The organism is Micromonospora sp. WMMC273 (assembly GCF_027460285.1).
Classification (GTDB): domain Bacteria; phylum Actinomycetota; class Actinomycetes; order Mycobacteriales; family Micromonosporaceae; genus Micromonospora; species Micromonospora aurantiaca.
Genome location: NZ_JAPZBE010000001.1, coordinates 3053250 through 3069505, shown reverse-complemented (window position 1 = coordinate 3069505; position 16256 = coordinate 3053250). Strand labels below are relative to the sequence as shown.

Here is a 16256-nt window from a genome sequence, read left to right as displayed (position 1 = left end):
CGCGGGCAGCCGGGCGCGGCGTCGGCGCGCGGCCGCTCAGGGCCGGTGCCGCACCAGCGAGTCGAGCACCAGGGTCAGCCCCGCGCCGACCAGCCACACGTCCTTGGCCAGGCCGATGCCCTCCTGACTCGGCCGGAGGCTGCTGCCCTCACGCATACCCGGCGTCTTCAGGTAGAGCTGCACCAGGCCGGCGCCGAACGCGGTGAGCGCGGCCCCGGCCAGCAGCGAAGGCACGAACGGGGCGAGCAGCGCCGCGCCGAGCGCGACCTCGCCCCGCGACAGCAGCACCGCGAACCGGTCCGGCGGGATCTGCCGCAACTGCGGCATCGCGCCGGCCGCCATGCCGTGCATGCCCGCGGCGGCCTCACCCTCCAGGCCCCGCTTGCCCAGCCCGGAGTTCAGGATGTACGCGCCGATGGCGACCCGCAGCGGCGCATGCGACAGCCTCATGATCACTCCCGTCCCACCTGGTAGAACCGGCACACCGGGTACCCGGTCATGACCAGGACAATCCGCCGGGCTTCATTGGTTCGCGGGTCATGATCAGCGGTAGGTTCGGGGTGCAGAAGCACGCAACAAGGGAGGCACTGTGAGCCAGGAAGTCCGGGGAGTCGTGTCGCGGCGCAAGGGCGCGCCCGTGGAGGTCACCACCATCGTGGTGCCGGACCCGGGGCCGGGCGAGGCGGTGGTCCGCATCCAGTCGTGCGGCGTCTGCCACACCGACCTGCACTACCGCGAGGGCGGCATCAACGACGACTACCCGTTCCTGCTCGGCCACGAGGCCGCCGGCATCGTGGAGCAGGTGGGTGACGGCGTCACCGACGTGGCGCCCGGCGACTTCGTGGTGCTCAACTGGCGCGCGGTCTGCGGGCAGTGCCGGGCCTGCCGGCGCGGCCGACCGTGGTACTGCTTCGCCACCCACAACGCGAAGCAGAAGATGACGCTCACCGACGGCACCGAGCTGACCCCGGCGCTCGGCATCGGCGCCTTCGCCGAGAAGACGCTCGTCCACGCCGGGCAGTGCACGAAGGTCGACCCGTCGGCCCGGCCGGCGGCGGTCGGCCTGCTCGGCTGCGGCGTGATGGCCGGTCTCGGCGCGGCCATGAACACCGGCAACGTGACCCGGGGCGACTCGGTCGCGGTGATCGGCTGCGGTGGTGTCGGTGACGCGGCGGTGGCCGGCGCGGCCCTGGCCGGCGCGACCACGATCATCGCGGTGGACACCGACTCCCGCAAGCTCGACTGGGCGCGCAAGTTCGGCGCCACCCACACCGTCAACGCCTCCGAGGACGACGCGGTGGAGGCCATCCGCGCGGCCACCGGCGGCTTCGGCGCCGACGTGGTGATCGACGCGGTCGGCCGCCCGGAGACCTGGAAGCAGGCGTTCTACGCGCGCGACCTGGCCGGCACCGTCGTGCTGGTCGGCGTGCCGACCCCGGAGATGACAGTCGACCTGCCGCTGCTGGACGTCTTCGGCCGCGGCGGCGCGCTCAAGTCCAGCTGGTACGGCGACTGCCTGCCCAGCCGCGACTTCCCGATGCTGACCGAGCTGTACCGGCAGGGCCGGCTGGACCTGGACGCGTTCGTCACCGAGGAGATCGCCCTCGACCAGGTCGAGGAGGCATTCGCCCGGATGCACCACGGCGACGTGCTGCGCTCGGTGGTGGTCTTCCCGTGACCGCCCGCGTCGATCACGCCGTCACCTCCGGCACGTTCTCGCTGGACGGCCAGACGTTCGACGTGGACAACAACGTCTGGGTGGTCGGTGACGACGCCGAGTGCGTCGTCCTCGACGCGCCGCACGACGTGGCCGCCATCCGTGAGGTGATCGGCGACCGGCGGGTGGTCGCGATCGTGGCCACCCACGCCCACGACGACCACGTCCGCGTCGCGCCCGAGCTGGCCCGGGCCACCGGCGCGCCGGTGCTGCTGCACCCGGCCGACCGGGTGCTGTGGGACATGGTGCACCCGGACACGGCACCGGACGGCGAGCTGACCGACGGGCAGACGATCAGCGTCGGAGGCACCACGCTGCGGGTGCTGCACACGCCCGGTCACAGCCCCGGCGCTTGCAGCCTCCACGCCCCCGACCTGGGCGCGGTCTTCACCGGCGACACCCTGTTCGCCGGGGGACCGGGCGCCACCGGTCGGTCGTACAGCGACTTCGGCACCATCGTCGAGTCGATCCGTACCCGGCTGCTCACGCTGCCGCCGGAGACGGTGGTGCACACCGGGCACGGCGACGACACCACGATCGGGGCCGAGGCGCCGCACCTGGACGAGTGGATCGCCCGGGGCCACTGAGGACCGTACGCCCGAGCGGGCCCGGCCGGAGTGATCCGGTCCGGGCCCGCTCGCGCGTCCCGGCCCGGCCCGGAAACCGTGTGGCCGCGCGGCGGCGCGACCCGTGATACTCGGGCCCGTGCCCGTCGCCACCCTCACCGACGCCCAGTCCGCCGCGCTGCGCCACGTCCGCGACGTCGCGCTGCGCGACCGCCCCGCCGCGCTCGCCGTCATCGCCCGCCACCTCGCCGCCTCCGGCACCACCTACCGGTACGAGGAGGTCGTCGCCGCGATCACCGGGTACGGGCGCCTGACGCTGAACTTCCACCCCGACCGGGTCCTGCGCGACGGCCGCACAGTGGTCGAGGCCCTCGAGGAGGAGGGCGTCTACCGCAGCCAGTTCGAGACCGGCATCTCCAACGGCGGCCTGACCGCGTACCCGGGTGGCGACCGGGACGTGTGGGAGCAGGCGATGTTCGGCGGCGCGTACCAGCGTCCCGGCGTGCCGCCGGCGCAGCGCCCGAAGTACGGCGGCCTGAACCTGCTCGACCACGCCGACGGCGCGTGCCCCCGCTTCGGGTCCTGCCATCTGCGGCTGCGCCCGGAGGTGCTGGCCCGGGCCACGTTCAGCTTCGGTGACAGCCACCTCGAGCCCACCGAGTTCGGCACCGTCGACGTCTTCGAGCCGGTGTTCGCGGCGCTTCTGACCGCCACCGCCGGCACCGGCGTCGCCCTGGGCGTGGCGGGCATGGACACCGGCACACTGCTGCGGACGCTGCTGCGCCGCCGGGAACGGGAGTCCGGCCGGGTCGGCCGGGCGCTCGACGACTACGTCGAGGCGCAGGTGCACGGCGAGATCAACCTGTCCCGCGACGTCGAGGCGCTCGTGGTCGACCCGTCGTTCCGGGGCACCGACGTGGGACGGCGCCTGGCGGGGATCGCCGCGCGGCACGGCATGGCGCTGCGCTTCCACCCGGGCTTCGTGCTGCCGGTCGACGCCGTCGACGCCGAGTTCCGGGGCCCGGACATCCCGCCGCTCGCCGCGCGCGTGCACGCCGAGTTCGCCCGCCCGGGGGAGCCGCTGCACGCGGCGCTCGTCGGCCGGGCCGCAGCCTCGGTGGTACGCGAGCCGCAGCGCTGGGCCGACCGGGGACCGGCCGCGGTGACGCTGCAGCACCTGAAACAGCTCTGGCACGTGTTGGTCCGGTTCGGCGGTCCGGCCTGATCATCCCGCTCTGCCTGCTGAACGGCGTGCTTGTCCGGAATCGCGGGTGACGTGGACCGCAGCCTTCGCCGTGCCCGGCATTTCCGGAATGACCGACACGGCGGGCTCGTTGTGTCCCCCGTACCGCCGGAACCCAAACACCTACCCGGCGGTAGTCCCTCGAGGGGCGCTCACCCCGGAGCGCGTCGTAACGATCGAAAGGGCAACCATCGTGAAGCAGCACTTCACTCGATGGCTCCCCGCCATCGCGAAGACCGCCGTCGCGAAGACCGCCGCTGTCACCCGTAACCGCCGTGCCGCGCTGAGCGTGGCGGGTGTGGCAGTTCTGGGCGGGCTGGCCGTCGGCCCCGTCGCAGTGGCCGCGCCGGTGACCAGCGGGCCGCACGCCGGCGCCAAGGCCGCCATCGACCTGGCGACCGGCAAGAAGACTTCCACCGAGGCGGTCAAGCCCGGCCAGACCACCGGCCTGGACAAGGTGCCGACCCGGGCCGACCGGCCGGCCAAGGAGAAGCTCGTGCCGCACGGCGTCGAGGGCGCGCAGTCGCGCATCCCGCTCGACGACGCGCAGCTCGACAACGCCAAGGCCATCGTCGAGGCGGCCAAGGAGACCGGCGTGGGGGAGCGGGGCGCCGTGATCGGCGTCGCGACCTCGCTGCAGGAGTCGAAGCTGTACAACCTGGGTCACCTCGGCGCGTACAACGACCACGACTCGGAGGGCCTGTTCCAGCAGCGCCCGTCGTCCGGTTGGGGCACGTCCGAGCAGATCACCGACCCGGAGTACTCCAGCAAGGCGTTCTTCAACGCGCTGAAGAACGTCGGCGGCTGGCACGAGCTGCCGCTGACCACCGCCGCGCAGACCGTTCAGGTGTCCGCCTACCCGTACGCGTACGCGCAGTGGGAGGAGCAGGCGGCGGACATCGTCCAGCAGGTCTGGTGACCCGACACCCGTAGAAGAACGGCCGGCCCTTTCGTGGGGCCGGCCGTTCTCGCGTGGGAGCGACCTCCCCGCCGATCTTGGAGTTGTGGTGCCTCGCATACCTCGGATACGGGACATCCTGGGCGCCACAACTCCAAGATCGAGGGGGCAGAGCCGGGGCGAGGGCGGGGCGGGCGGGCCGGTGGGTGGCGGTGTCCGGTTCGGGTGTGGTGGGCGGCACCGCGCGTGCGGAATCGGGGGCGGGTGGGGGGCGTTGTAACCCGGTGCGCGACCGGAGTGGCGCCGCCGAGCGCCCCCGGGGGAACAACCCCGGGTGGCCGGTCGTTGCAGATGCACCCGGCACGCCCCGCGCTGCCGAACCCCCGAGATCCCCTTGAGCGCCTGACGGTGCCCACGCATCCGCCCCCGGATGCGTCGACCCCCGAACGGAGCCCACCATGAACACGATCCTGCGCAAGAGCATCCTCGGTATCGCCGGTCTCGCCTTCACCGGTGGCGTGTTCGCCGGCCCGGTCGCCGCCCACGCGGCGGAGACCACCAAGCCGGCCGCCGTCGCGGTCCAGGGCGTGAGCCCGCAGGGCGCGCAGTCGCACGTGGACCTCAACGACGAGCAGCTCGCCAACGCCAAGGCGATCATCGCGGCCACCAAGAAGGCGGGCCTGCCCGAGCGCGCCGCGGTCGTCTCGATCGCCACCGCGCTCCAGGAGTCGAAGCTGGAGAACCTGGGTCACCTGGGTGACCGCAACGACCACGACTCGCTGGGCCTGTTCCAGCAGCGGCCGTCCAGCGGCTGGGGTACGCCGGAGCAGATCACCGACCCCGAGTACTCGACGCTGGCGTTCCTCAAGGGCCTCAAGCAGGTCGACGGCTGGCAGGACATGCCGCTGACCGAGGCCGCGCAGACCGTGCAGGTCAGCGCCTACCCCGACGCGTACGCGCAGTGGGAGAAGCAGGCCGCCGAGATCGTCGCCGAGCACTGGAACAAGTAAGACCCGACGAAAGGCCGGTACCCGACCCGGGTGCCGGCCTTTCGCGTGCTCTCAGCCGCTGTGCGCGGCGAGCCACGACAGCACCGGCTCGACCACCGACGGGTCCAGCGGCTGCTTCGCCTCCTCCCGGTACGCCCGCAGCGACGGCGGACCTGGTTGGCGGCGCAGCACGTGGGTGACGTCCGGCAGGACCCCGGTCTGCACCGGCCCGCCGGCGTGGGCGGCGATGACCGGCAGGTCGGCCGGGTCGGTCTGGAGGTCCTTGTCGCCGGTGAGCGCGAGGATCGGGGCGTCGATCCGGGCCAGGTCCGGGCGGGGGTCGTAGCGCAGGAACTCCCGGAACCAGCGGGCGTTGAGCCGCTGCCCGCCGACCCACGCCACGTCCTTGTCGGTGGCGAGGATCTTCTCGTGGTTGCGGGCCACCTTCGCCACCAGGTCGGTGCGGGTGAGCCGGAACACCAGGCGTACCGGCGCGGGCAGGGTGGGCAGCAGCCGCCCGGCCTGCCGGCGCAGCACCTCGGCGCCGGTACGCCCGGGCGCGGAGAGCAGGACCAGACCGGCCACCGGTACGCCACGCGCGGCGAGCGCGACAGCGGTGAGCGCGCCCTCGCTGTGCCCGACCAGGAACATCCGCCCGGCGTCCACGGCCGGGTCGTCGCGCAGCGCCGCGAACACCGCTGCCGCGTCGTCGACGTTGTCGTGGAAGCCGGTACGCAGGAACTCGCCGCTGCTCTCGCCGACGCCCCGCCTGTCGTACCGGGCGACAGCGATCCCGGCCCCGCTCAGCGCGGCGGCCAGGTGCCGCTGGATGCCGAGCGGCAGGCGGCGGTGGTCGCCGTCGCGGTTGATCGGCCCGGAGCCGGGCAGCAGCAGCGCCGCCGGGTGCGGACCGGCGCCGTCGGGCAGCGTGAGCGTGCCGGACAGCCGCTGCCCGGCCGACTCGACGGCGAGCGGACTGTCGATCGTCACGGCAGCACCGCCGCGGCCAGGGCGTCGGCGTCGTCGGTGCCGATGAGCAGGGAGTCGTACGCCTGGCCGGTGAGGGTGATGCGGACGGCCGGCTGCCCGCCGCGGACGCTGACGAACTCCTTGCCGGCCCTGCCGCGCCAGGTGCCGACGTTGCGCGTGCGGGGCACGCCGAGGCCGGGCGCCCGGATGCCGCGGGTGGCGCGGGCACCGTCCGGTACGACGACGGCGCCGCTGACGGCGGATAGGGGGAACGACAGGTCACCGCGCAGGGCCCAGATCTTCTCGGCGGTGGTGAGCCGGACGTCGATGCGGTCGGCGGTGATGTCGATGGTGGCCATCGGCGGACTCCTCGCTTCTGTTATCGTCAGTGAGAACATTACCGGAGGCGATAACAAAAAGGGGAGCCGCTGTGGCACTCGACACCGTGGAGCTGCTGCTGCACCCGGTCCGGCTGCGCATCGTCCAGGCGTTCCTGGGCGGCCGAACGCTCACCACCACCGACCTGCGCGCCGCGCTGAGCGACGTGCCACCGGCCACGCTCTACCGGCAGGTCGCCACGCTCGCCGACCACGGCGTGCTGCACACGGTGGGGGAGCGGCGGGCCCGCGGCGCGACCGAGCGCAGCTACCGGCTTGTCGAGGCAGCCGCGTCGGTGGACCCGGACGAGGCCCGGGCCATGAGCCCGCAACGGCACCGGCAGGCGTTCCTCACCTTCGTCGCGGGCCTGCTCGCCGACTTCGACGTCTACCTCGACCGCGGCGACCCCGACCTGGCCCGCGACGTGGCCGGCTACCGGCAGAACGCGTTCCACGCCACCGACGCCGAGACCGCCGAGTTCGTCACCCGGTTCCGCGAACTGTTCGCCGAGTACGCGGCGCGCGGCCCCGGGCCCGGCCGCACCCGGCGGCTGCTCACCACAGTGCTGCTGCCCGCCGCCGATCAGGAGCGGCCCGCGGAGCGCCGGTGACCGAGCGCGATGTCCGCCACGGCGGCGCCGAGCGCCAGCACGATTATCCCGGCGGCGAGCAGCAGTGAGTGGCGGAACGCCGCACCCCAGTCGCCGCGGTCCTGCGCCAGCGTCGAGAAGAACAGCGCGCCCACCGCGGCGATGCCCGCGGCCGACCCGATGCGCTGCCCGGTCTGGAGCATGCCCGCGCCGCTGCCGGCCATCGGCACCGGCACCTCGGACAGCGTGAGCGTCTGGTTCGGCGCGATCACCAGGCCGCTGCCCAGCCCGGCGACGAGCAACGGCAGCGCGGTCCGCAGCGGCACGTTCTCGTGCGGCCCGCCGGCCAGCACCAGGTCGGTGGCGATCAGCCCGGCCACCACGGCCACCAGCCCGATCGCCACCAGCGGACGGCCGTACCGGGTGACCACCCGGCCGCCGAGCGCGGAGGCGAGCGCCGAACCGAGCGCGAACGGCGTGATCGCCAGACCGGCCACGAGCGCGCTGTAGCCGAGCCCCATCTGGAGGTAGAGCGTGAAGATGAAGAAGATCGCGGTGAACCCGGCGAAGTAGATCAGGCCGATCAGCGCGCCGAGCGTGTACGAGCGCACCGTGAACAGCCGCAGGTCGAACAGCGGCTGGGCGCGCCGGCCGTACCGGTGCTCCCAGAGCGCGAATCCGGCGAGCAGCAGCAGGCCGACGGGGATCAGCAGCCACTTGCCCGGGCCCCGCCACTGCTCCCGCTGCACCAGCGGCAGCAGGATCACCGTCACCCCGGCGCCGAGCAGCAGGACCCCGAGCGGATCGAGCCGGCCCCGTCCGGCCGGATTCGTCGGCCGGGACGGCATCAGCCGCCAGCCGAGCAGCATCGCCACGATCCCGACCGGGATGTTCACGAAGAACACCCACCGCCAGCCGTGCTCGGCGCCGCCGAGCTGGATGAGCAGACCGCCGAGCAGCGGACCCACGGCGGTGGAGATACCGATCGTCGCGCCCAGAAGCCCGAACGCCCGGCCCCGGTCGGAGCCCCGGAACAGCTCCTGAATCATGCCGCTGACCTGGGGGTTCACCACACCGGCGGCGGCACCCTGGACGAGCCGGGCGACGACCAGCCACTCCGGCGAGCGGGCCAGCCCGGCCAGCGCGCTGGTCAGCGTGAACAGGCCGACGCCGACCACGAACGCGGTACGCCGCCCGCGCGCGTCGCCGAACCGCCCGGCCGGCACCAGCACCAGGCCGAACGTCAGCGCGTACCCGGACAGCACCCACTGCAGGTCGCTCGGCGTGGCGTGCAGCGCACGATCGATCGACGGCACCGCGACGTTGACGATGCTGACGTCCAGCAGCGTCATGAACGCCGCGATCAGGCCGACGCTCAGCGCGCGCCAGCGACGCCGGCCGTCGTACCCGGTGTCCTGCACCGGCGTCGACGACCGGCCCTCGCTCATCGTGCCCCCCGCTGACCGTCGATCACCCGACTCCGATCGCTACCCGGTGCCCGGTGGGGCAAACGACTCGATCACGCCATCTGGCGCGCGCACCACCGGGGTCCGAAGTCCAGGCCGGACATCGGGGAGTCCTCGCGGTGCAGCAGCCCTCGCTCGGTGAGCGAGTGCAGCGGCTCGCGCAGCTCCTCCTCGGTCATCCCGGTCTCCTGGGCGATCAGGTCCGGGTAGGGGACGTGTCCCTGCACCTCCAGCGCGGACACCGCCTGGTAGACCCGTTCCTCGACCGCAGACAGCTGGACCTGAGGCATCGCTTCCCTCCTCGGCGTGGACCGCCCGACCCGCGGACGGCCGGCGACCGGCGGTTACCCGGACGAGCCCCGATGATGCTCACCCGTTCGACTGTCGTACCGGGCGGCGCGGCACGGCGGTGCCCTAGGCTGCACCCGTGATCATGGATCTCGTCGTGGTCGGCGGCGGGCCCGCCGGACTCTCCGCCGCGCACGCCGCGGCCCGGGCCGGCGTCCGCACGCTCGTGGTGGAACGGGCCACCCACCCCCGGTACAAGACGTGCGGCGGCGGCCTGATCGGCACCTCGCTCGCCGAGGTCGCCGAGCGTGTCGAGGTGCCCGCCCACGACCGGGTCGACCGGATCACGTTCACCCGGGACGGGCGACGCGCGTTCACCCGCCGGCACCCCGCACCGCTGGTCACCATGATCCGCCGGGAGGAGTTCGACGACCGGCTGCGCGCCGCCGCCGTAGCCGCCGGGGCACAGGTCCGCGAGGGCGTCGCGGTCCGCGCGATCGAGCAGGACCCCGACGAGGTACGCCTGCGCCTGGCCGGCGGTGAGACGGTACGCGCCCGTACCGTCATCGGCGCGGACGGCTCGTCCGGCGTGACGGCACGCCACGTCGGGGTGCGCTTCCGGCAGGTCGATCTCGGCCTGGAACTGGAACTGCCGGTGGACGCCGCCGAGCGGGACCGCTGGCGTGGCCGGGTGCTGCTCGACTGGGGGCCGCTACCCGGCTCGTACGCGTGGGTGTTCCCCAAGGGCGACCGTCTCACCGTCGGTGTCATATCCGCCCGCGGCGACGGCGACCGGACCCGCGCCTACCTGCGCGACTTCACCGATCGGCTCGGCCTGTCCGGGGTGAGGCCGGAGCACGACTCCGGCCACCTGACCCGCTGCCGCACCGGGGACTCCCCGCTGCGGCACGGCCGGGTGCTGGTCGCCGGGGACGCCGCCGGGCTGCTGGAGCCGTGGAGCCGGGAGGGGATCAGCTACGCGCTGCGCTCGGGCCGGCTGGCCGGTGAGGCGGTGGCCGCCGGTGACCTCGACGCGTACGCCCGGGAGGTCGACCGGCGGCTGACGCCGGAGATGCGCGCCGGGCACCGGCTGCTGGAGGTGTTCGAGCGGCGGCCCGACGTGTTCCACGCGATGCTGGCGAGCCCGCTCGGCTGGCGGATGTTCGTCCGGTTCTGCCAGGGGCGGGCGAGCTTCGCCGAGGTGCTCGACCGGCGGCCGGTACGGGCCGGTCTGGCGCTGCTCGACCGGCTGCCCCCGCTCAGGGGACGATGACCGCCCGCCCCCGTACCTCGCCCCGGCGCAGCGCCTCGTACGCCTGCGGCGCCTCCGCGAGGGGGAACGTGTGCACGTCGGCGTGCAGCCGGCCGTCGCGGGCCAGCGCGATCACCTCGTGCAGTTCGGATCGGGTGCCCCAGAACGGCACCACCACGCCGGTCTCCAGCGGCACCGGCGGCGGCTCGTCGGCGACCGGCCGCACCGGTAGCGTGCCGCCGGCCAGGCCCACCAGCAGGATCTGGCCGCCGGTGGCGACCACCTGCCGGGCGGTGTCCAGCGTGGGTTGCGCGCCGACGAAGTCGAGCACCACGTCCGCGCCATCCGGCGCCGGCCCGACCAGTTCGCGGATCCTGTCCACCGCGTCCGGGCCGGCCTGCACCGTGTGGTGGGCGCCGAGGCGCCCGGCCAGGTCCAGCGCGGCGGTGTTCGTGTCGACCGCGATGATCCGTACCGCGGTGGTGGCGAGCAGGATCTGCAACCCCATGTGCCCCAGGCCGCCGATGCCGATCACCACGCAGGTGGTGCCGGGCCGCAGCCGGGGCCGCGCCAGGTCCACCGCGTGGTACGGGGTCAGCCCGGCGTCGGTCAGCGGCGCCGCCTGGGTCAGGTCCATGTCGCCGACCGGCAGCAGCCGGGACGCGGGCACCACCACGTAATCGGCCAGTCCGCCGTCGCGGCTGAGCCCGATACCGCCGACCGGGGTGACCCGGCACCGGTTCTCCTCGCCTCGCAGGCAGGCCCGGCAGTAGCCGCAGCCGATGATGCCGTAGACCGCGGTCCGGTCGCCGGGCGACCAGCCGTCCACCCCGGCGCCGACCGTGTCGACGGTGCCGGCGATCTCGTGCCCGAGCGTCATCGGCATCGGGAACACCCCGGCCGGCGCGTCGAGGATGTGCAGGTCGGAGTGGCAGGCGCCGACCGCGCCGACGCGCACCAGCACCTCACCCGGGCCGGCCTGCGGCGTGGGCACCTCCGTGTGCTCCAGCACACCGGGTGCGGTCATCCGTACTGCGCGCATGTCTCCTCCACCTCGTCGCCCACGGTCGTCGCGGCGGCATACCCCTGCCGTAGCGGTTGATGCGGAGACGGGACGGGCAGGCGCACAATGCGGTCATGAGCGAGCCGGCCGAGTCGTTCACCGACGAGGAGTACGCGTTCCTGCGGCACGTCCGCTTCGGCGAACTGCCGGCCCGGGTACGCCCGGAGGAGCGGATCGAGGCCGCCGAGACCGAGTTCCCGCCGGACCGGCCGGACCCGGTCGGCGGGGAGTCGGAGTGGCACCTGCGCGCGGGCGGCTGACGGGGCCCGGGCACCTGCCCGGACCCCGCCGCCCGGACGATCAGAAGACCGGCACGCCGTCGCGGACCAGCTTCCAGTTGGGCACGAAGAAGTCGGCCGGGTCGATGACGCCCTTGGCCTGTGCCCAGTCGATGAGCAGCTGGCGGATCTCCTGCTGGGCGTTGTAGACCTGGGTTTTCACGATGCCCGGGAAGTTGCCGCCGCCGCTGCGCCGGTAGTTGTTCACCGCCACCACGAACCGGGCGTCCGCCGCCACCGGCGTGTCCGTGCCGGCCAGCACCAGGCGGGTGATCCGCTGCCCGACCGGCCTGGCGATGTCGATGTCGTAGTCGACGCCGGAGAACACGTCGTAGTTGTAGTCCGGCACCGCCGGATCGCTGATCGTCTCCGGGTTCACCGGCGCGCCCGCCGGCAGCGTGACGAAGTACTTCGCCGAGTACTCCAGGTACGCCTTCACCTCGGCGCCGGTCAGCACGACCGCCTCCAGCGTGTTGTCGTACACGTAGAGGCCCGCCACGTCGCGGATCCGCACGTCGCCCTGCGGGAACACCGCGGTACGGCTGAACGGCGCGGCGATGGACAGCACCGGCAGGCCCGCGTACTCGCCGCCCGCGAGTGCCTCGGTGACCACCTCGGTCTGGACGTGGTTGATGAAGTCGAGGATCGGCGTGTCCTTGTACCGCGACTCGGCGGCCGACAGCTCCACGCTCGACTGCGCGACGACCCGGTTGACGTACTCGACGGTCGTGGCGTGCTGGCCGCGCACGGCCGCGAGCACCGCCGGGTCCTCGACCACGGTGTTGGTGTTCAGGGTGGTGGCCGACTTGGCGGTCACCGTCCAGCGGCCCTTCTCCCGGGTCAGCGTGAAGTCCATCCGGGTCAGCCGCTGGCCCCACTTCGACGGCTCCGAGGTGAGGACGCGCTCGCCGGTGGTGAGGTTGGTGACGAACTTCTCCGGCACCTCGTTGTGCGCGTGGCCGAACAGGATCGCGTCGATGCCGGGCACCTGCTCGGCGATCAGCGCGGTCGGGTTCTCGTTCGGCAGCTCCGGGCCGTAGCTGGAGGTGCCGCTGTCCCCGCCGTGGGCGGAGATGACGACCAGGTCGGCGCCGCGGCGGCGCATCTCCGGCACCCACTTCGTGGCGGTGGCGACCATGTCGGCGAAGACCAGGCGGCCCTCGACGTTGCCCTTGTCCCAGATGGCCACGCCGGGGTTGGTCAGGCCGAGGATGCCCACGCGCAGCTTCGGCGCGCCGTGCCCGCCGAGCTTGACCTCCTTGATCACGTACGGGAGGAACGCCGGCTTGCCGGTCTTCGCGTTGAGCGCGTTCGCGGCCAGGGCCGGGAAGCCGAGCTGCTCGATCCAGGTGGCCAGCAGCGGCAGGCCGTAGTTGAACTCGTGGTTGCCGAGCGTCACCGCGTCGTACTTGAGGATGTTCATGGCGCGGGCCATCGGGTGCGTCTCACCGGTGCTGGTGATCGGCTCCTGCTTGGCGTAGTACGTGGCCAGCGGCGTGCCCTGGATGGTGTCGCCGGCGTCGAGGACCAGCGTGGCCCTGCCCTTGCGCTCGGCGCGGATCTGGTTGACCAGGGTGGCCAGCTTCGCGACGCCGACGTCGTTGTGCTTGCTGTCGTCGAACTCCGCGTCCTTGTAGTAGTCCCAGTTGTAGACGTTGCCGTGGGTGTCCGACGTGCCGAGGATCGTCAGGTCCCAGGTCTTCGGCTGCTTCGGCTTCGCCTCGGCGGGCGCGCCGGCCAGCAGGGGAGCGGTCGCGGCGGCGGCCGCGACGGCCAGCACCTGGCGCCGGGAGGCGCCGGAGGAGGAAGTCATGAGGTGCCTTTCCAATGGGGGGTGCGCGCTTCGTGGGCGCCGTTGCGCACCATAACCACCACATGTCGCGTGCGCCACACCGGCCCGAATTGTTTCCCTTCCGGTCACGCGCTGCTGTTTTCCCGGCAGCCACCGGGGTAGGGGCGCATCCATGAGCGAGGACCAGTTCACCCAGCAGCACCCGGCCGAGCAGTACGGACAGCGTGAGGGACAGCCGTCGCAACAGCAGACGCCGCCCGGCAACGAGCAGGAGATGGGGCCGAAGCCCGATCACGGCGAGGAGTCGTACCGGGGCAGCGACCGGCTCACCGGCAAGCGCGCGATCATCACCGGCGGTGACTCCGGCATCGGCCGGGCCGTGGCGATCGCCTTCGCCCGCGAGGGTGCCGACGTGCTCGTCACCTACCTCGCCGACGAGGAGGAGAAGGACGCCCGGGAGACGGTCGCCCTGATCGAGCAGGCCGGGCGCACCGGCGTCGCGGTCCGGTGCGACCTGCGCGAGGAGGACAACTGCCGCGCCCTCGTCGACCAGGCGCTGCGCGACCTCGGCGGCGTCGACATCCTGGTCAACAACGCGGCGTACCAGATGTCGCAGGACAACGGCCTGCTCGACATCACCACCGAGCAGTTCGACCGGGTCTTCAAGACCAACGTGTACGCCATGTTCTGGCTCTGCAAGTTCGCGGTGCCACACATGAAGGAAGGCTCGACGATCATCAACACGTCGTCGATCCAGGCGTTCGACCCGTCGCCGCAGCTGCTCGACTACGCCACCACAAAGGCCGCCATCGCCAACTTCACCAAGGCGCTCGCGCAGAACCTCGCCGAGCGCGGCATCCGGGTCAACGCGGTCGCGCCCGGCCCGATCTGGACGCCGCTGATCCCGGCCACCATGCCGGAGGAGAAGGTGAAGCAGTTCGGTACCGACACGCCGCTGGGCCGTCCCGGCCAGCCGGCCGAGCTGGCGCCCGCGTACGTCTACTTCGCCTCCCAGGAGTCCAGCTACGTCACCGGCGAGATCCTCGGCGTCACGGGTGGCCGCCCGACGAAGTGAGCCGCCCCGGCTGGTGCCGTCGTGGCCTTCTGGTCCCGCCCTCGGCCGCCTGGTTCCGCTGCTCAGCGGGGCCAGGTGGCCATCCGGCGGCGGACCTCGGCGATCCGCGACGCGTCCAGGCCGTAGCGGGTGAACCGGCGGTCGGCCAGCCCGTCGAGGTAGCGGCCCGCCGCGCGCACGTCCTCGTCATCAAGCGCCGGGTCGACCTGCCGGGCCAGTTCCAGCAGCTCCGCGACCGTGTACCGGTCCAGCGCGGCGGAGACGTCGATGTAGTCGCGTACCTCCCGCCGGTTGACCAGCGCGGCGGTCTTGTTGGCGATCAGGTCCCGTACGTCCATCACCGGGCCGAGGTCCATCACCACCGGGCTGCGGTGCCGGTCCAGGCGGGCCAGGCTGAGCCGGATCTGCCGGCCGTCCCGGCTCACCACGAAGTCGCGCAGGTCCCGGTCGAAGCCGTCGAACACCTCACCCAGCCCGCCCGGGTCAACCTCGGCCACCCGGTAACCGGCCCGTTCCAGCGCCGCACGTACACCGTCGGCCGCCGCCGCGGCGGCGCCCTCCACGTCGGCGAACAGGTCGACGTCCTCGGTGGGGCGGGTGACCAGGCCGTGCACGGCCCACGCCACCCCGCCGCCGAGCACGAAACGGTGCGGGCCGGCCGCGGCAAGCGCCACCCGGGCCACCTGCCGGTAGAAGTCGTGCGGATGGGTCACGCGGCGCGCAGGCTCCGGTGCCGGCCCTCCCAGGCCAGGCGTACGCCCCGGGGCAGGTTGAGCAGCGGCCACAACCGGCGCAACGTGCCCGCGTGGATCAGCTCGCGCAGATCCTCCACCCGGGTCGTCTCGCGCAGCACGTTCTCGTACATCCAGAGCAACTCGTCCGGGTCGCCCAGGTCGAACGCGCGTTCGCTGCTCCACATCAGGCGTACCGGCAGCTCGACGATGCCGGTGGTGGGGCCGGTCAGCTCGTCCAGGGTGCGCGCCACCACGGCGGGTCGCCCGGGGCGGGCGAGGTACGCGTGCGCGGTGACCGACATGGCATCAGGGTAACCCCAACCCGGCCCCTTTCCCCCCATCGTTCCCGCGTAGCTCCCCCACAGCACCCGCCCCGCCCCGCCTGACCGCCCGCCACCCGCTCCCCGCCCGCCTCACTCTGCCCCGCCCCACGCCGCCCCGCCGCCCCCGGCCTCGCCCCGCCCTGTCCCGCCTCGCCCCGTCGATCATGAAGTTGGACCGGACAAACCGGTCAGCTCGTGCCGCCAACTTCATGATCGCCCGTCGTGCCTTCAGCTTGTTCACCTCGCGCGGCTCTCCGCCGGAGATCTTGGAGGATTTCGGCCCCCATGAGGGCCGTTTCCTTCCAAGATCGGACATCATGTGCCGCCAACCTCATGATCGACGCGGCAGGGGCGGCCGAGCGGGCGCGACGTGAGCGGGCGCGACGCGAGTCGGCTAGCGGGCGGGGACGGGCGCAACGTGAGCCGGGGCGGGGGGTCGGGCGCGACGTGAGTGGGGGCGGGAGCAGGCGGCGGACGGCGGGAGTGTGCGTCGGCGGAGTGGGGGAGCGGGCGGGTCGAGGGCGGTGTCCGGGGTGAGTCCGGTGTCCGTTTCGGGGTGGTCGGGGACACCCGGGCGGCGGAATCGGCGGCGGGGCCGGGGCGTTATACCTGGTGAACGACCGCAGCAGCGGCCCC

General features: G+C 73.1%; 18 protein-coding genes. 9 read left to right on the top strand and 9 right to left on the bottom strand.

Features of this window, described 5'->3' with window-relative positions; all coding sequences use genetic code 11:
* Positions 1 to 36: 36 nt before the first annotated feature.
* Positions 37 to 450 (bottom strand): hypothetical protein, encoded by a 414-nt coding sequence (locus O7611_RS14355; RefSeq protein WP_013476735.1) that lies wholly within the window; start codon positions 448 to 450, stop codon positions 37 to 39.
* Between the two features lie 139 nt (positions 451 to 589).
* Between O7611_RS14355 and O7611_RS14350 the strand changes: the two genes are divergently transcribed.
* The 5 genes from O7611_RS14350 (at position 590) to O7611_RS14330 (ending at position 5434) form a co-directional block, all read left to right on the top strand.
* A complete protein-coding gene (locus tag O7611_RS14350; RefSeq protein ID WP_194803478.1) occupies positions 590 to 1678 on the top strand; it encodes an S-(hydroxymethyl)mycothiol dehydrogenase in 1089 nt (362 codons plus the stop codon).
* Entirely contained in the window at positions 1675 to 2304 is a 630-nt protein-coding gene (locus tag O7611_RS14345) for an MBL fold metallo-hydrolase (RefSeq protein WP_194803479.1), read from the top strand. Before O7611_RS14350 ends, O7611_RS14345 begins: the two co-directional genes overlap by 4 nt.
* Positions 2305 to 2407: 103 nt before the next feature.
* Positions 2408 to 3508 carry a DUF3626 domain-containing protein gene (locus tag O7611_RS14340; protein WP_269697020.1) on the top strand — a complete coding sequence of 367 codons (1101 nt, stop codon included), beginning with the start codon at positions 2408 to 2410 and terminating at the stop codon, positions 3506 to 3508.
* A 211-nt stretch (positions 3509 to 3719) separates the two neighbouring features.
* Entirely contained in the window at positions 3720 to 4445 is a 726-nt protein-coding gene (locus tag O7611_RS14335) for a hypothetical protein (RefSeq protein WP_030275023.1), read from the top strand.
* 437 nt (positions 4446 to 4882) lie between these two features.
* Complete coding sequence (locus O7611_RS14330; RefSeq protein WP_269697019.1) at positions 4883 to 5434, top strand: hypothetical protein; 552 nt, start codon at positions 4883 to 4885, stop codon at positions 5432 to 5434.
* Positions 5435 to 5485: 51 nt separating this feature from the next.
* Here the strand turns inward: O7611_RS14330 and O7611_RS14325 are convergent, their stop codons facing one another.
* Positions 5486 to 6403 carry an alpha/beta hydrolase family protein gene (locus tag O7611_RS14325; protein ID WP_194803482.1) on the bottom strand — a complete coding sequence of 306 codons (918 nt, stop codon included), beginning with the start codon at positions 6401 to 6403 and terminating at the stop codon, positions 5486 to 5488.
* Positions 6400 to 6741, bottom strand: coding sequence for a hypothetical protein (locus O7611_RS14320; protein WP_269697018.1), 342 nt, complete (start codon positions 6739 to 6741; stop codon positions 6400 to 6402). Before O7611_RS14320 ends, O7611_RS14325 begins: the two co-directional genes overlap by 4 nt.
* 71 nt (positions 6742 to 6812) lie before the next feature.
* Between O7611_RS14320 and O7611_RS14315 the strand changes: the two genes are divergently transcribed.
* Positions 6813 to 7370: a helix-turn-helix domain-containing protein gene (locus O7611_RS14315; protein WP_194803484.1), complete on the top strand. Its 558-nt coding sequence runs from the start codon at positions 6813 to 6815 to the stop codon at positions 7368 to 7370.
* Here O7611_RS14315 and O7611_RS14310 read toward each other — a convergent pair.
* Complete coding sequence (locus tag O7611_RS14310; RefSeq protein ID WP_194803485.1) at positions 7343 to 8797, bottom strand: MFS transporter; 1455 nt, start codon at positions 8795 to 8797, stop codon at positions 7343 to 7345. The genes O7611_RS14315 and O7611_RS14310 overlap by 28 nt on opposite strands.
* Before the next feature lie 71 nt (positions 8798 to 8868).
* On the bottom strand, positions 8869 to 9105 hold the full coding sequence (locus O7611_RS14305; RefSeq protein WP_013286401.1) for a hypothetical protein: 237 nt from the start codon (positions 9103 to 9105) through the stop codon (positions 8869 to 8871).
* Between the two features lie 143 nt (positions 9106 to 9248).
* On the opposite strand from O7611_RS14305, the gene O7611_RS14300 reads away from it, so the two are divergent.
* Complete coding sequence (locus O7611_RS14300; RefSeq protein ID WP_269698103.1) at positions 9249 to 10376, top strand: geranylgeranyl reductase family protein; 1128 nt, start codon at positions 9249 to 9251, stop codon at positions 10374 to 10376.
* Here the strand turns inward: O7611_RS14300 and O7611_RS14295 are convergent.
* Positions 10363 to 11397, bottom strand: coding sequence for an NAD(P)-dependent alcohol dehydrogenase (locus tag O7611_RS14295; RefSeq protein WP_269697017.1), 1035 nt, complete (start codon positions 11395 to 11397; stop codon positions 10363 to 10365). The genes O7611_RS14300 and O7611_RS14295 overlap by 14 nt on opposite strands.
* Positions 11398 to 11492: 95 nt before the next feature.
* On the opposite strand from O7611_RS14295, the gene O7611_RS14290 reads away from it, so the two are divergent.
* On the top strand, positions 11493 to 11678 hold the full coding sequence (locus tag O7611_RS14290; RefSeq protein ID WP_269697016.1) for a hypothetical protein: 186 nt from the start codon (positions 11493 to 11495) through the stop codon (positions 11676 to 11678).
* A gap of 40 nt (positions 11679 to 11718) precedes the next feature.
* Here the strand turns inward: O7611_RS14290 and O7611_RS14285 are convergent, their stop codons facing one another.
* Entirely contained in the window at positions 11719 to 13509 is a 1791-nt protein-coding gene (locus O7611_RS14285) for a bifunctional metallophosphatase/5'-nucleotidase (RefSeq protein ID WP_269697015.1), read from the bottom strand.
* A 151-nt stretch (positions 13510 to 13660) separates the two neighbouring features.
* On the opposite strand from O7611_RS14285, the gene O7611_RS14280 reads away from it, so the two are divergent.
* On the top strand, positions 13661 to 14563 hold the full coding sequence (locus O7611_RS14280; protein ID WP_269697014.1) for an SDR family oxidoreductase: 903 nt from the start codon (positions 13661 to 13663) through the stop codon (positions 14561 to 14563).
* A 62-nt stretch (positions 14564 to 14625) separates the two neighbouring features.
* Here the strand turns inward: O7611_RS14280 and O7611_RS14275 are convergent, their stop codons facing one another.
* A complete protein-coding gene (locus O7611_RS14275; protein ID WP_194803490.1) occupies positions 14626 to 15276 on the bottom strand; it encodes a nucleotidyl transferase AbiEii/AbiGii toxin family protein in 651 nt (216 codons plus the stop codon).
* Positions 15273 to 15599, bottom strand: coding sequence for a hypothetical protein (locus O7611_RS14270; protein WP_135240221.1), 327 nt, complete (start codon positions 15597 to 15599; stop codon positions 15273 to 15275). The genes O7611_RS14275 and O7611_RS14270 overlap by 4 nt, the downstream gene beginning before the upstream one ends.
* Between the last annotated feature and the right edge of the window lie 657 nt (positions 15600 to 16256).